Genomic DNA, 12,961 nt, shown 5'->3' on the forward strand with positions numbered 1-12,961 from the left:
ACCCTCGGCAAGCCGGTCATGTCCACCGCCCGCAAGGTCGGCATGGGCGCCCTGCGCGCCTACCTCCTGGTCGCGATGGTGATGGTCATCATCAAGATCGTCCAGACCGCGCTCAACCACTGAGCCGCAGACCGCAGCCCGGACGGACGGGTGGTGGGCAGCGGCCCGCCACCCGTCCGTCCGTCTCCCAGGTCTCGCAGCCCTTCCCGCTCTCCCAGCTCTGCCAGCTCTCCCAGTGAAGGAGGTGCCGTCGTGCACACCCTGACCACCGCCGACTTCCTCGTCCGGCTCGCCACCGGGGTCGCCTGCGGCGCGCTCATCGGCGTCGAACGCCAGTGGCGGGCCAGGATGGCCGGCCTGCGCACCAATGCCCTGGTCGCCGCCGGCGCCACCCTGTTCGTGTTGTACAGCGAGGCCGTCGGCGACGCCGCCAGCCCCACCCGGGTCGCCTCCTACGTCGTCTCCGGCATCGGCTTCCTCGGCGGTGGCGTCATCCTGCGCGACGGCGCCGGCGTCCGCGGCCTCAACACCGCCGCCACGCTGTGGTGTTCGGCCGCCGTCGGGGTGCTCGCCGCCGCCGGGAAGCTCGAATTCGCCGTCCTCGGCACGCTCGGCGTCCTCGCCGTCCACCTGATCCTGCGCCCGGCCGGCCGGATGCTCGACCGCGCCCCGCAGTCCGGCAGCGACCCCGACTCCACCGTCCGCGCCACCGTCCACCTGGAATGCGAGCGCAAGGCCGAGACCCACATCCGGGCCCTGCTGCTCCAGGCCCTGTCCGCCTCCGGCCTCGCCCCTACCGGCCTGCGCGCCCGCCGTACCGACAGCGGCGACGCCACCAGCCTGCGCGCCACCGTGGCCATCACCGGGCAGGTCGCCCCGGCCCTCGAACAGGTCGTCAGCCGGCTCTCCCTCGAACCCGGCGTCCGCGACCTGCACTGGCACCTCGACGACGAACCCGACGACCCGAGCCGCCCCGCGCTCGCCTAGTAGGCGGCCCGGGGGAGGTAGAACGGAGGCACCGTCACGAGGCCGACCAGGAGGTCCCGATGTTCACCCCCGACCCCAGGCACGGGCCGCTGGTGCCGATGCTGCTGGTGCTCACCGTCGTCACCGGACTGGTGGACGCGGTCAGCTACCTCCGGCTCGGCCACGTCTTCGTCGCCAACATGACCGGCAACGTGGTCTTCCTCGGCTTCGCCCTGGCCGGTGCCGCCGGACTCTCCGCCACCGCCTCACTGAGCGCCCTCGCCGCGTTCGTACTCGGCGCCCTGGTCGGGGGCCACCTCGCCCGGCGGCTGCCCGACCACCGCGGGCGGCTGCTGACCACGGCGATGGTCGGCCAGGTGGTGCTCGTCGCCGCGAGCATCGCCCTGGCCGCCGTGGCCGGCTACACCTCCGACCCGGCCCGCTACGGCCTCATCGGGTTGCTGGCCTTCGCGATGGGCGGCCAGAACGCGGTGGTCCGCTCCCTCAAGGTCCCCGACCTGACCACCACGGTGCTCACCATGACCATCACGGCCCTCGCCGCCGACCGCACCGGCCCCCGCCGTCTGGCCTCCGCCGTCTGGATGTTCGTCGGCGCCCTCGTCGGCGCCCTCCTCATCCGCCAGGCCGACGTCCCCGTCGCCCTGACCCTCGCCCTGACCCTCCTCGTCGCCGTCGCGGCCCTCACCCACCGGGCCGCCGGATCCCACCCCGCCCCGGCCTGGACCCACCCGCTCTGACCCGGCGCCGCGCCCCTCCGCTCGCCGGCCCCCGCTCGTCCTCAGGGGTCAGTCGTCCTGGCGGTGGCCGGCGCGGCCGCTCCAGAGGGGTTCGAGGTGGGCCCAGCCCTGGGTCCAGGCTTCGTCGGCGCGGCGGTCGAGGACGTGCAGGCGAAGGCGCAGGGCGAGGGTGAGCAGGGCCAGGAGGGCGAGAAGGGCGCCGGCGCCGGTGCAGACGGCGGAGACGGCGACGGAGGCTCGGTTGGTCGGGGGCGAGGAGAGGGCGCCGGCGGGGTCGACCCAGACGGGGACGACGGTGCCGGTGACGGCCGTGCGGGGGGCCTGGACGGTGCCGGTGTGCGGCTGCCCGTCGGGGTAGGTCCAGGCGGCCTCGGCGTCGACGCGGGTGCTGTAGCCGGCGCCGAAGCGTCCGCCGGTGCCGGTGCCGGTGCCGGTGCCGGAGCCGTGGTCGGGGAGGGTGAGCACCACGGCGTCGACCTTGTGGAGGCGCAGGCGGTCGCTGTCGGCCTGGGGTGCGGTGGCGTGGTAGGCGAGCAGGGCGCTGCCGGTGGCGAAGGCGAGGGCGAGCAGGGCCCCGAGGGTGCTCAGCAGCCAGGCGCGGGCGCGGGCCCGGTCGACGGGCCGGACCAGCGGTTCGTGCCGGGCACCGAAGGCCCGCCGCAGCCGGCGGCCGGTTCGCGGCGGGCGCGACGAGGGCCGGGCGGGGCGGGGTGTGCTGGACACGTCGACGGCTCCTCAGGGGGGTTGGGGCGGCGCGGTGGTGGGGTCGTGGGGCTTCGTCACCCAATTTCCACCCGGTGGCCGCCCGCGCACAAGAGTCGTGCGGGCTCGTACCACCGGGACCTGCGGACGGCGCCGCCGCGCGCCGGTCGCGCTCCGGGTCACGCCCGGGCGTGCGGCCGCCCGGCGCCCCTTCGCGCACCCGGGACGTTCGACCCTCGGCAGCGGCCGGGCGGGCGGGCAGGCTGGGGTCCGGCCGCATCCTTCGTGCCAGGGGACGGCTTGGCCCGGTTGACCGTGGGGGTGCCGGGCCGTGGTGCGGTGCAGGGGGTGAGCGTGGGGCTGCCTCCTGCCCGCCCGCACCCGGGTGACGGTGTCTCCGCCCGGGTTCTGGCCGCGTTCTGACCGGGTTCCCGGCGAGGGACCCGAACGCGAGCGCTACGTGATCACCGACGCGGGGCGACGGAGTTCGAGACCTGGCTCCGGGGTCCGGACGCGCCCGAACCCAGCCTGCGGAGCGTGCTGTTCACCAAGGTGGTGCTGGCCCTGACGCTGGGCCGCGACGCCGAGGAGTACCTGGACACCCAGCGCGCCGCCCACCTGCGCCGGATGCGCGAACGCACCGAACTGCGCCGCACCGGCGCCCTGGTGGACGCCCTGCTCGCCGACCACGGCCTGTTCCACCTGGACGCCGGCCTGCGCTGGATCGACCTCACCGCCGCCCGCCTGGACGCGCCGGCCCGGCTCGGCCTGGCTCGGCCTGGGCGGCATGGAGCGGCATGGAGCGGCGCCGCTCCGGCGAACTGTCGGGTGGTCAGGCGCGGCGCGTGGCGCCGGCCCGGGGTCTGGCGGCCCGGCCGCAGGTGCTGTTCGCCGACGAGCCGACCGGCGCGCTCGACTCGCTGAAGCGGATCACCGGTCCTGAGGACGCCCGCAACGGCTGACGGCCCGTCGCCGTTCGGCATGGGCCGCCCGGGCGGTGGGCTCTCGGCGTCCGAGTGCCGCCGGGTACCCCGGCGCCCTCAGCGGGTGACGGGGTACCCGGTCGTTCCGGCCCGGACCACCGACGGCCGTTGCGGCAGCCAGCTGCCGAGGACCAGCGAGGACGGGTAGAACATCGGCTCCGGCAGCGCGTCCAGCGCGACCCGCTCCCAGCCGCCGCAGGAGTGCGGCTCGGTGACGACCGCCTCGGCCAGGCTCGGCGGCGCCAGCACGGCGGCGGTCAGCCGGGGCCGGCCGAGCTCGTGGTCGAGCAGGAGCGCGAGCACCCGCATCTGCTCGGCGGGCAGCACGATGCCGGTCTCCTCGGCGAGTTCGCGGGCCGCGGTCTGCTCGAAGGACTCGCCGGGATCGACCTTTCCGCCGGGCAGGCTCCAGGTCGGCGGCTCGCCGGCGGTGGTGCGCCGGCCGATCAGCACCCGGCCGTCCCCGGTGGGCACGATGATTCCTGCGCCGAGCAGCGGTGCGGTGGTCAATTCGCCATCTCCTTCGCGGGGGTCCTCGCCAGGATCGGGGATTACCAGTTGGAGCGCTCGTAGTCCTTCAGGAAGCAGCCGTACAGGTCCTCGCCGAGCTCACCGCGGACGATCGGGTCGTACACCCGGGCCGCGCCGTCGACCAGGTCGAGCGGGGCGTGGAAGCCCTCGTCGGCCAGCCGCATCTTGTCCGGGTGCGGCCGCTCGTCGGTGATCCAGCCGGTGTCGACGGCGGTCATCAGGATGCCGTCGGTCTCGAACATCTCGTGCGCGCTGGTGCGGGTGAGCATGTTGAGCGCGGCCTTGGCCATGTTGGTGTGCGGGTGGCCGGCGCCCTTGTAGCCGCGCTGGAACACGCCCTCCATCGCCGAGACGTTGACGACGTACTTGCGGCGGGAGGCGGAGGCGGCCATCGCCGGGCGCAGCTGGCTGATCAGGATGAACGGCGCGGTGGAGTTGCAGAGTTGGACCTCCAGCAGCTCGACCGGGCCGACCTCCTGGACGGTCTGCACCCAGCTGTTGGTGGGGGCGAGGTCGGGCACCAGCCCGCCGGCGTCGATCGCGGTGCCGGCCTCGATCCGGGCGGGCGTGGCGGAACCGGTGACGAGCGCGAGCGAGGTGACGTCCTCGGCGGCCATCCGCTGCGCGTCGCCGCTCGCCTGGTGGGGGAGGGCGGGAAGGTCGACGCTGCCGCTGCCGAAGCGGCCGATGGTGGTGGCCTGCGGCAGCTCGCCGGCCGGCAGCGGCGCGGACTCGGCGGCGATCAGCTCGCGGTAGGACTCCGGCGGGCGGCGCACGGTCTGCGCGGCGTTGTTGATCAGGATGTCCAGCGGGCCGTCGGCGGCGACCTCGTCGGCGAGCGCCATGACCTGGGCCGGGTCGCGCAGGTCGATGCCGACGACCTTGAGGCGGTGGATCCACTCGGCGCTGTCCGGCATCGCGGTGAAGCGGCGGATGGCGTCGTTGGGGAAGCGCGTGGTGATGGTGGTGTGGGCGCCGTCGCGCAGCAGCATCAGTGCGATGTACATGCCGATCTTGGCCCGGCCGCCGGTGAGCAGCGCGCGCTTGCCGGTGAGGTCGGCGCGGGCGTCCCGGTGGGCCCGGTTCTTGACGGCGCAGTCCTGGCAGAGGTTGTGGTAGAACGCGTCGACCTCGACGTACCGCTGCTTGCACGTGTAGCAGGAGCGGGGCCGCTCCAGGATGCCGGCGATCTCGGTGCTGGTGACGGTGGTCAGGCCGAAGGCGCCGGCGGTCTCGTCGTCGATCCGGGTGGGTGCGCCGGTGGCGGTGCGCGCGGTGACCTCGCGGTCGTTGGCGGTCTTGCGGGCCCGGGTCTCCTGGCGGCGGCGCTGCTTGAGCGTCCGGAATATGCCGCCGACGGCCTGGCGGACGGTGATCGCGTCCGGGTGGTCGACGTGCAGCTGGTCGAGCTCGGCGAGCACGTCCAGGCAGAGCCGCAGCCGCTCGGGGTCGAGGCCGGGACCGTAGTCGATCTCCTCCCCGGTGTCCGTGCCGCTCTGGTCCTGCTTGATGTCCACGCCCGCCGTCATTGCCTGTCGCCGCTTCCCGCTCGCCTCGCCGTTACCGCGTGAATGCTACGGGAGCGGCCCTGGCCGGGGCGAAAACCGTCGGCCTTGGATGATCGTCCAAGTCTACGCGCGGAGCATTGATCATGGTTTGTACACAGTGCCAGCAATGGGGCTCGAACTGGCTTTTGATCCCACCGTCCCGGAGAATTGAATGCTGGGTGCCGGGCGCCCGAGTGCGCCCGGCGGCAGTGCCGCAACCGCACCCGAGGTGTAATTTCTCCCAGCCAGAGAGCCCCCTTCATGCGCTTCCTGAACGACCTCAAGCCCTCGTACGACTTGACGTACGACGACGTCTTCATGGTCCCCAGCCGTTCCGCCGTGGGCTCCCGGCAGGCGGTCGACCTCTCCTCGAACGACGGCACCGGCACCACGATCCCGCTGGTCGTCGCCAACATGACCGCCATCGCGGGCCGCCGGATGGCCGAGACCGTCGCCCGCCGCGGCGGCCTGGTCGCCATCCCGCAGGACATCCCCACCGAGGTCATCGCCGAGGTCGTCTCCTGGGTCAAGCAGCGCCACCTGGTGCACGACACCCCGATCACCCTCGCCCCGGGCGCCACCGTCGCCGAGGCGCTGTCGCTGCTGCCCAAGCGCGCGCACGGCGCCCTCGTGGTCGTCGAGGACGGCAAGCCGGTCGGCGTCGTCACCGACTCCGACTGCCAGGGCGTGGACCGCTTCACCAGCCTCGCCGACGTGATGTCCCGCGACCTGCTGCTCCTGGACGAGGACATCGACTCGCGCACCGCCTTCGACAAGCTCACCGAGGCGCACCGCAAGCTCGCCCCGGTCGTCGACGCCGAGGGCCGGCTCGTCGGCATCCTCACCCGCAAGGGCGCGCTGCGCGCCACCCTGTACACCCCGGCCGTGGACGCCGCCGGCAAGCTGCGGATCGCCGCCACCGTCGGCATCAACGGCGATGTGGCCGGCAAGGCCAAGGCCCTGATCGACGCCGGCGCCGACGTGCTGGTCGTGGACACCGCGCACGGCCACCAGGAATCGATGATCAGCGCGCTGCGCGCGGTGCGCGGCCTCGACCCGCGGATCCCGATCGTGGCCGGCAACGTGGTCTCCGCCGCCGGTGTCCGCGACCTGGTCGAGGCGGGCGCCGACATCCTCAAGGTCGGCGTCGGCCCCGGCGCCATGTGCACCACCCGGATGATGACCGGCGTCGGCCGCCCGCAGTTCTCCGCCGTGCTGGAGTGCGCCGCCGAGGCGCGCCGGCTCGGCAAGCACGTGTGGGCCGACGGCGGCGTCCGCCACCCGCGCGACGTCGCGATGGCACTGGCCGCCGGCGCCTCCAACGTGATGATCGGCTCCTGGTTCGCCGGCACCTACGAGTCCCCGGGTGACCTGCAGACCGCCGCTGACGGCCGCCAGTACAAGGAGAGCTTCGGCATGGCCTCGGCCCGTGCGGTCAGCAACCGCACCGCCCAGGACTCCTCGTACGACCGGGCCCGCAAGGCGCTGTTCGAGGAGGGCATCTCGCACTCCCGGATGTTCGTCGACCCGGCCCGCCCGGGCGTCGAGGACCTGATCGACTCGATCGTGGCCGGTGTGCGCAGCTCCTGCACCTACGCGGGCGCCAACACCCTGGAGGAGTTCCAGGAGAAGGCGATCGTCGGCATCCAGAGCGCGGCCGGCTACGCCGAGGGCAAGCCGCTGCACTCCAGCTGGGCCTGATCGGGTCGGGCCTGAGCGCCCGCTCCTTCACCGGCCGGCCGGTTCCTCGCCTCGGGGAGCCGGCCGGCCGCCGTGCGGGGGGCGTCCGGTGCCTTGTGGGGTGCGTCCGGCGCCGTGCCCGGTGCATGCGGTGCCTTGCCCGGTGCGTCCGGCGTGCCCGCCGTCGTGCCCGGGGCGTCCGCCGTGCGTGGTGAGCCGTCGGCCGCGTCCGGTGCGGGGTGCGGGCCGAGCGGGAGCAGCAGGGCGTGGCCGAGCAGGCCGGCCGAGCAGTCCAGGGCGGCGGCGAAGGCCCGCGCGGCGGTCGGCACCGCGCGCAGCTCCCAGAGCGCCTGGACGGCGGACCACGCCCCCTCGCGGGCGGCCTCCACCGACCAGACGCCGAGCAGGTGGGTGAGCGGTTCGGCGCGCTCCAGCACGTCCGGGCCGGGCATCAGCTGCTCCCGGACGGCCGTCTCCACCTCTGCCAGCAGGCCGTTGATCCGGTGGTAGTCCGCCGCGAGCCCGGCCGGCTCGCAGCCCCGACGCAGGCAGGTGTCCACGACGGCGAGCGGCAGGTCGTGCTGGATGTGGGCGTTCATCCCGGCCAACGCGAACTGCAGCGGGTGCACCCCCGGGTGGGCGCGCAGCGCGAACAGCGGACGCCAGCAGGCGGGCGGCTCCTGCCCGGCCGCGTCGGCGGCCACGGCCAGCAGGTAGCGCCCGGCGAACACCGTGTCGAGCTCGGCCATCGCCGCCGGATCGGCGAAGTACGAGCCGCCGAGCCGGCCGCGGACGGCCTCCGTGACGGTGAGGTAGAGCCGGTTGAAGACCGCCACCCCGTCCGCCGGGGGCAGGACCGCCCCGATCTCCCGCAGCCGACCGACCACCTCCTCGACCGTGACTGGCGCCGTGACCCGAGTCGTGACGGGTGTCGCGACAGGCGCCGTGACCGTGTTCGCGGCCAGCACCGCGACCGGCGTGCCGTCCGCCGCCATCGTCGTACCGGGCATGCGCCACCCTCCGATGTCGATCGTGCACTGATCGCATCATCGTGGCAGCGCGGACGGCAGCCCGGTGCGTGCGGCGCGCGGCGCGCGGCTGAGACCAGGTGATTCAGCCCAGCTCGTACTCCAGGACGTAAGTGTGGGTGCCGGCCTCGTCGACGGTCAGGCGGAACTCGCCGGTGAGCCCGGCCAGCTCGCCCGACCCGGTGCCCGGCACCACGCGTATGGTCGTCCCGCCGGTGTCCCACGCCGCGTGCTGGAGCACGAACGAGCCCTTACGCCCGTCCAGTTCGCCCGTCACGTGCTCCACCGCGACGTAGGACGCCGGGCCGCCCGAGGGGCCCGCGACGGAGAGCATCCGCACCTCGCTGGTGCCGCTCAGCCCACCCGTGAAGTTTTTGGAGATCCGGACCCGCCCGAAGGCCGCACCCTCGCGCTCCTCCGTCTCCACCGGTTCGAAGCCGGTCAGCTCGAACGACCCGCTGGCCTTGTCCCCCATGGCGCTCTCCCTTCGACGATCGCTACCCGGCCGGCTCCTCACCGACCGTGTGCGAAGCCTTGCACACGGCTCTGACAATCGGCCGGGCCGTCACTGCTCCCGCCGGCCCGCCCATCCCGCCTGCCCCCTGGCTGCCTGCCCGTCCGCCGTCCGCCCTCCGCCCGTCAGTGCTCCCAGCGGAGCGCCAGCAGCGCCGCGTCGTCCGTCAGCCCGGCGTCGCCGACCCAGCCGTCGACGTCCGCGAGCAGGTCCTCCAGCAGGTCCGCCGGGTTCCCCGCGGGCAGCTCCGGCAGGCGCTCCTCCAGCGGGTAGAACCGCCCCTCGGCGTTGCGGGCCTCGGTGATGCCGTCGGTGTACAGGAGCAGCAGGTCCCCCGGCAGCGGCTCGAAGTGGACCGTCGGATACCCGTCACCGGTCAGCCCCCGCAGCCCGAGCGGCGGCGCGGCGTACGGCGGCGTCAGCGCGCGCACCCGGCCCGCGCGGCGCAGCAGCGGGGGCGGGTGCCCGCAGTTGACCACGCCGGCCGGCCCCCGCTCCGCGGGCACGGTCAGCAGCAGCGCGGTGGCGAAGCGCCCCTCGTCCGGTCGGGCGGCGAGCGCCGCGTCCAGCCGCTCGGCCAGCCGCGCGAGATCTGGCTCCGTCCGGGCCGCCTCGCGGAACACCCCCAGCACGTCCGCCGCCGTCTCCACCGCCGGCAGCCCGTGCCCCTGCACGTCCCCGAGCAGGATCCGGGTGCCGTAGCGGGTGTCGACCACCGCGTACAGGTCCCCGCCGATGCGTGCCTCGGCCGCCGCCGCGACGTAGCGCACCGCGGTGCGCAGCCGCCCGATCCGCTCCGGCGGCGGGCGCAGCAGGGCCCGCTGTGCCGCCTCGGCGACCGTCCGGACGTGGAACAGCTCCCGCTCCCGGGCCGACACCAGGACGACGTTGGCGGCGCTGGCCAGGGTCGCCGCGAGCACCGTGATCAGCGCGGTGATGTGCACCTCGGCCGGCAGTTCGGTGTTGGTGGTCTCCAGCAGCCCGACCGCCACGACGGCGATGCCCCCGGCGGCCAGCGGCACCCGGGCGCTGCGGGTGGTCGCCCCGGCCAGGACCGGCGCGACGGCCAGTACGGGGGAGAGGGTCGTCCCCGGCCCCGTCACCAGGTCGGCCACCACGGCGGCGACCAGCAGCCCGAAGGCGCCGACCAGCAGCATCCGGGTGCGCCGCGGCAGGTGCAGCGGTGGCACACCGTCCGGGCCGTCTGCGCTCACACGTCCTCCCGGCTGCTCCCGGCGGATTGGCGACCTACCGTCCACTGTGCTCCGCACTCCCCGTGAGCGGCACCTCGGGGGACCGGGGCGGCTCGGGGACCTCGGCCGAGGCCGCCCCGAGCGGGCGGACTACGCTGGCCGGGAGATGAGACGCAAGAGCCGCCGCCCGGCCTCCCCCCTCCCGCAGCGCCACGGTGTGGACCCGGTGCACCTGCGGCTGCCGCCCGAGGGCCCCTGGCCGTCCGTCCGTGCCTACCTGGTCGAGCGGCTGCCGGCCGTGGCCGCCGCGCGGATCGATGCGGCGCTGAGCGGCCGCGAGATCGTCGGCGAGCACGGCCCGGTCGCCCCGGACGAGCCGTTCCGGCCCGGCGCGCACCTGTGGTTCTACCGGGACCTCCCCGAGGAGGTCCGCGTCCCGTTCGAACTGGAGGTGCTGCACCGCGACGAGCACCTGGTCGTCGTCGACAAGCCGCACTTCCTGGCGACCACCCCGCGCGGCCGGCACGTCGTCGAGACGGCGCTGTCCCGGTTGCGGCACAGTCTCGACCTGCCCGCCCTCAGCCCCGCGCACCGGCTCGACCGGCTCACCGCGGGCCTGGCCATGTTCGTGGTGCGGCCCGAGGAGCGCGGTGCCTACCAGACGCTGTTCAGCGACCGGCTGGTGCGCAAGGAGTACCAGGCGATCGCCCGGTACGACCCGGCGCTGGACCTGCCGCGCACCGTGCGCAGCCACATCCTCAAGGAGCGCGGGGTGATCGCGGCCCGGGAGCTCGACGCGCCGCCGAACAGCGAGAGCCGGATCGACCTCCTGGAACGCCGCGACGGCCTGGCCCGCTACCGGCTGCGGCCGCTGAGCGGGCGCACCCACCAGCTGCGGCTGCACATGTGCGGCCTCGGCGTGCCGATCCTCGGTGACCCGGTGTATCCGGTGGTGCTGCCAGAACCGGCCCCGGACGACTTCCGTCGCCCGCTCCAACTCCTCGCCTCGGTGGTCGAGTTCACCGACCCGCTGACCGGCCGGGAGCGCCGCTTCGACACCCGCCGCACCCTCGCCGCCTGGACGGACCCGCAAGCCTGGGCCGGCGGCCCAGGTCCGGCGACCCGGACACCCTAGGCCCAACGGACGACCGGGTCCCGGTTCCGGCGCCCGATCCGCCGCCGCCCCCTGCGGGGCGAGGGTGGGGACATGAACGCAGCACAGCACACCGCCCCCGCCCCCGTCGCCGTGGTCACCGGCGCCTCCCGGGGGCTCGGCCTGGCGCTCGCCCGGGCCCTCGCCGCCGACGGCTGGCAGCTGGTGATCAGCGCCCGTGGCGCGGCCGGACTCGCCGCCGCCGAGGCGGCCCTGGCCGCCGTCACCAAGGTCGTCGCCCTCTCCGGTTCCATCGTCGACGACGACCACCGTGCCCACCTGACCGCGGCCGCCGACGGGCTCGGCGGCGCGAGCCTGCTGGTCAACAACGCCGGTACGCTCAACGGCGCCACCGCGCCCGGCGCCGAGCCGCTGCCCCGGCTGGCCGACTTCCCGCTGCCGGACCTGCTGGAGACCTTCGAGGTCAACGCGCTCGCCCCGATCGCCCTCACCCAGCTCCTCCTGCCTCAGCTGCGTGCCCGCGCCGGGAGCGTGCTCAACATCAGTTCGGACGCCGCCGTCGTGCCCTACCTCGGCTGGGGCGGCTACGGCGCCAGCAAGGCGGCGCTCGACCATGCCACCGCCGTACTCGCCCGCGAGGAGCCGGAGTTGCGGGTGTGGGCGGTGGACCCGGGAAGCATGCGCACCGGGATGTTGCAGGAGGCCAGCCCCGGTGAGGACATCTCCGGCGAGCCGCTGCCCGAGGAGGTGGTGCCGGTCCTGCTCGGACTGCTGCACGACCGGGCCGCCTCCGGCCGCTACCGCGCCGAGGACCTGAGGGCCGCGGCCCGGGGTGGGCGATGACCGAACTCGTGGACCTCGGCCTCGACGTCGCCGTGCCGCCCGAACTCTCCGCCCGGGCACCGGCGGAGGCGCGCGGCGGGGCGCGGGATGGCGTGCGGATGCTGGTCGGCCGGCGCGACCGGGGGAGCGTCGAGCACCACCGCTTCACCGAGCTGCCCGAGGTGCTGCGCGCGGGTGACCTGCTGGTGGTCAACAACTCGGCCACCCTGCCGGCCGCGCTGCCCGGCCGGCTGCCCGACGGTACGGCGGTCGCGCTGCACCTGTCCTCCGCCCAGCCCGACCAACGCGGCTCCTACCTGGTGGAGTTGCGGCGGGTGGTGCCGGGGTCGGCGGCCGCCTACTACCCGCCGGCCGACTCCCCGGCCCGCCCCGGTCTGCGGGTGGCGCTGCCCGCCGGCGGCGCGGCCGAGCTGGTCGCACCGTTCACCGCCCGGCTCTGGTACGCCGAACTGGCGCTGCCGGCAAGGATGTTGCCGTACCTGGAGGTGCACGGCAAGGCGATCCGTTACGGCTACGTGGACCGCGACTGGCCGATCGAGGCCTACCAGACGGTCTTCGCGGCCGTCCCCGGCAGCAGTGAGATGCCGAGCGCCGCAAGGCCGTTCAGCGCGGAGGTGGTGGCCCGCCTGGCGGGTCGCGGGGTGCTGGTCGCGCCGGTCACGCTGCACACCGGGGTGGCCTCGCCGGAGGCGCACGAGGCGCCGTACGCCGAGCGGTTCCACGTCCCGGCGGCCACCGCCCGTCTGGTCGGCCATGTGCGGGCCGGCGGTGGGCGGGTGATCGCCGTCGGCACCACGGTGGTGCGCGCCCTGGAGTCGGCCGCCGCGTCGGACGGCACCGTCCAGGAGGCGGACGGCTGGACGGAGTTGGTGATCACTCCGGAGCGCGGGGTGCGCGCGGTCGACGGCCTGCTCACCGGCTGGCACGAGCCCCGCGCCTCGCACCTGCTGATGCTGGCCGCCGTCGCCGGGCGGCCCCTGCTCGCCGAGTGCTACCGGGCCGCCGTCCAGCACCGCTACCTCTGGCACGAGTTCGGCGACGTGAACCTGCTCCTGCCGGACTGAGCCCGCGCGCCGCGCCGCCCGGTCGTGGGCCGGATCAC

12 protein-coding genes and 1 pseudogene are annotated in these 12,961 nt (G+C 74.9%); 7 read left to right on the top strand and 6 right to left on the bottom strand.

Going from position 1 to position 12,961, the window contains the following annotated elements:
* Window positions 1–252 precede the first annotated feature (252 nt).
* Entirely contained in the window at window positions 253–987 is a 735-nt protein-coding gene (locus AC07AL_RS31390; protein ID WP_063346501.1) for an MgtC/SapB family protein, read from the top strand.
* 59 nt (window positions 988–1,046) lie between these two features.
* Window positions 1,047–1,724 carry a YoaK family protein gene (locus AC07AL_RS31395; protein WP_363628205.1) on the top strand — a complete coding sequence of 226 codons (678 nt, stop codon included), beginning with the start codon at window positions 1,047–1,049 and terminating at the stop codon, window positions 1,722–1,724.
* 48 nt (window positions 1,725–1,772) lie between these two features.
* On the opposite strand, the gene AC07AL_RS31400 is transcribed toward AC07AL_RS31395, so the two are convergent.
* The gene (locus AC07AL_RS31400) at window positions 1,773–2,447 is read right to left on the bottom strand and encodes an Rv1733c family protein (RefSeq protein WP_363628206.1); all 675 of its coding nucleotides are present in this window, start codon (window positions 2,445–2,447) and stop codon (window positions 1,773–1,775) included.
* A gap of 770 nt (window positions 2,448–3,217) precedes the next feature.
* Between AC07AL_RS31400 and AC07AL_RS31405 the strand changes: the two are divergent.
* Window positions 3,218–3,370, top strand: a pseudogene (locus AC07AL_RS31405) (ATP-binding cassette domain-containing protein); the annotation flags it as partial.
* Between the two features lie 96 nt (window positions 3,371–3,466).
* Here the strand turns inward: AC07AL_RS31405 and AC07AL_RS31410 are convergent.
* On the bottom strand, window positions 3,467–3,919 hold the full coding sequence (locus AC07AL_RS31410; RefSeq protein WP_363623588.1) for a nucleotide triphosphate diphosphatase NUDT15: 453 nt from the start codon (window positions 3,917–3,919) through the stop codon (window positions 3,467–3,469).
* A gap of 41 nt (window positions 3,920–3,960) precedes the next feature.
* Window positions 3,961–5,469, bottom strand: a complete 1,509-nt coding sequence (locus AC07AL_RS31415) for an SDR family NAD(P)-dependent oxidoreductase (RefSeq protein ID WP_371516031.1) — start codon at window positions 5,467–5,469, stop codon at window positions 3,961–3,963.
* A 279-nt stretch (window positions 5,470–5,748) separates the two neighbouring features.
* On the opposite strand from AC07AL_RS31415, the gene AC07AL_RS31420 reads away from it, so the two are divergent.
* On the top strand, window positions 5,749–7,188 hold the full coding sequence (locus tag AC07AL_RS31420; protein ID WP_363628208.1) for a GuaB1 family IMP dehydrogenase-related protein: 1,440 nt from the start codon (window positions 5,749–5,751) through the stop codon (window positions 7,186–7,188).
* On the opposite strand, the gene AC07AL_RS31425 is transcribed toward AC07AL_RS31420, so the two are convergent.
* From AC07AL_RS31425 to AC07AL_RS31435, 3 genes are all read right to left on the bottom strand, one after another.
* Window positions 7,149–8,177, bottom strand: coding sequence for a DUF5995 family protein (locus AC07AL_RS31425; protein ID WP_363628209.1), 1,029 nt, complete (start codon window positions 8,175–8,177; stop codon window positions 7,149–7,151). The two genes, AC07AL_RS31420 and AC07AL_RS31425, sit on opposite strands and share 40 nt — an antisense overlap.
* Window positions 8,178–8,280: 103 nt before the next feature.
* Window positions 8,281–8,670, bottom strand: a complete 390-nt coding sequence (locus AC07AL_RS31430; RefSeq protein ID WP_363581644.1) for a DUF3224 domain-containing protein — start codon at window positions 8,668–8,670, stop codon at window positions 8,281–8,283.
* 164 nt (window positions 8,671–8,834) lie between these two features.
* Window positions 8,835–9,923: a PP2C family protein-serine/threonine phosphatase gene (locus AC07AL_RS31435; protein WP_363628211.1), complete on the bottom strand. Its 1,089-nt coding sequence runs from the start codon at window positions 9,921–9,923 to the stop codon at window positions 8,835–8,837.
* 145 nt (window positions 9,924–10,068) lie between these two features.
* Between AC07AL_RS31435 and AC07AL_RS31440 the strand changes: the two genes are divergently transcribed.
* The 3 genes from AC07AL_RS31440 (at window position 10,069) to AC07AL_RS31450 (ending at window position 12,923) form a co-directional block, all read left to right on the top strand.
* A complete protein-coding gene (locus AC07AL_RS31440) occupies window positions 10,069–11,037 on the top strand; it encodes a pseudouridine synthase (RefSeq protein ID WP_363581648.1) in 969 nt (322 codons plus the stop codon).
* A gap of 72 nt (window positions 11,038–11,109) precedes the next feature.
* On the top strand, window positions 11,110–11,859 hold the full coding sequence (locus AC07AL_RS31445; RefSeq protein ID WP_363581650.1) for an SDR family NAD(P)-dependent oxidoreductase: 750 nt from the start codon (window positions 11,110–11,112) through the stop codon (window positions 11,857–11,859).
* Complete coding sequence (locus AC07AL_RS31450) at window positions 11,856–12,923, top strand: S-adenosylmethionine:tRNA ribosyltransferase-isomerase (protein WP_478319060.1); 1,068 nt, start codon at window positions 11,856–11,858, stop codon at window positions 12,921–12,923. Before AC07AL_RS31445 ends, AC07AL_RS31450 begins: the two co-directional genes overlap by 4 nt.
* Window positions 12,924–12,961 lie beyond the last annotated feature (38 nt).

Source organism: Kitasatospora sp. NPDC043949 (genome assembly GCF_056435365.1).

Coding starts and splice junctions, on each gene's coding strand:
- AC07AL_RS31440 (WP_363581648.1), top strand. CDS start 10,069: ATGAGACGCAAGAGCCGCCGCCCGGCCTCCCCCCTCCCGCAGCGCCAC.
- AC07AL_RS31445 (WP_363581650.1), top strand. CDS start 11,110: ATGAACGCAGCACAGCACACCGCCCCCGCCCCCGTCGCCGTGGTCACC.
- AC07AL_RS31395 (WP_363628205.1), top strand. CDS start 1,047: ATGTTCACCCCCGACCCCAGGCACGGGCCGCTGGTGCCGATGCTGCTG.
- AC07AL_RS31415 (WP_371516031.1), bottom strand. CDS start 5,469: ATGACGGCGGGCGTGGACATCAAGCAGGACCAGAGCGGCACGGACACC.
- AC07AL_RS31425 (WP_363628209.1), bottom strand. CDS start 8,177: ATGCCCGGTACGACGATGGCGGCGGACGGCACGCCGGTCGCGGTGCTG.
- AC07AL_RS31450 (WP_478319060.1), top strand. CDS start 11,856: ATGACCGAACTCGTGGACCTCGGCCTCGACGTCGCCGTGCCGCCCGAA.
- AC07AL_RS31420 (WP_363628208.1), top strand. CDS start 5,749: ATGCGCTTCCTGAACGACCTCAAGCCCTCGTACGACTTGACGTACGAC.
- AC07AL_RS31430 (WP_363581644.1), bottom strand. CDS start 8,670: ATGGGGGACAAGGCCAGCGGGTCGTTCGAGCTGACCGGCTTCGAACCG.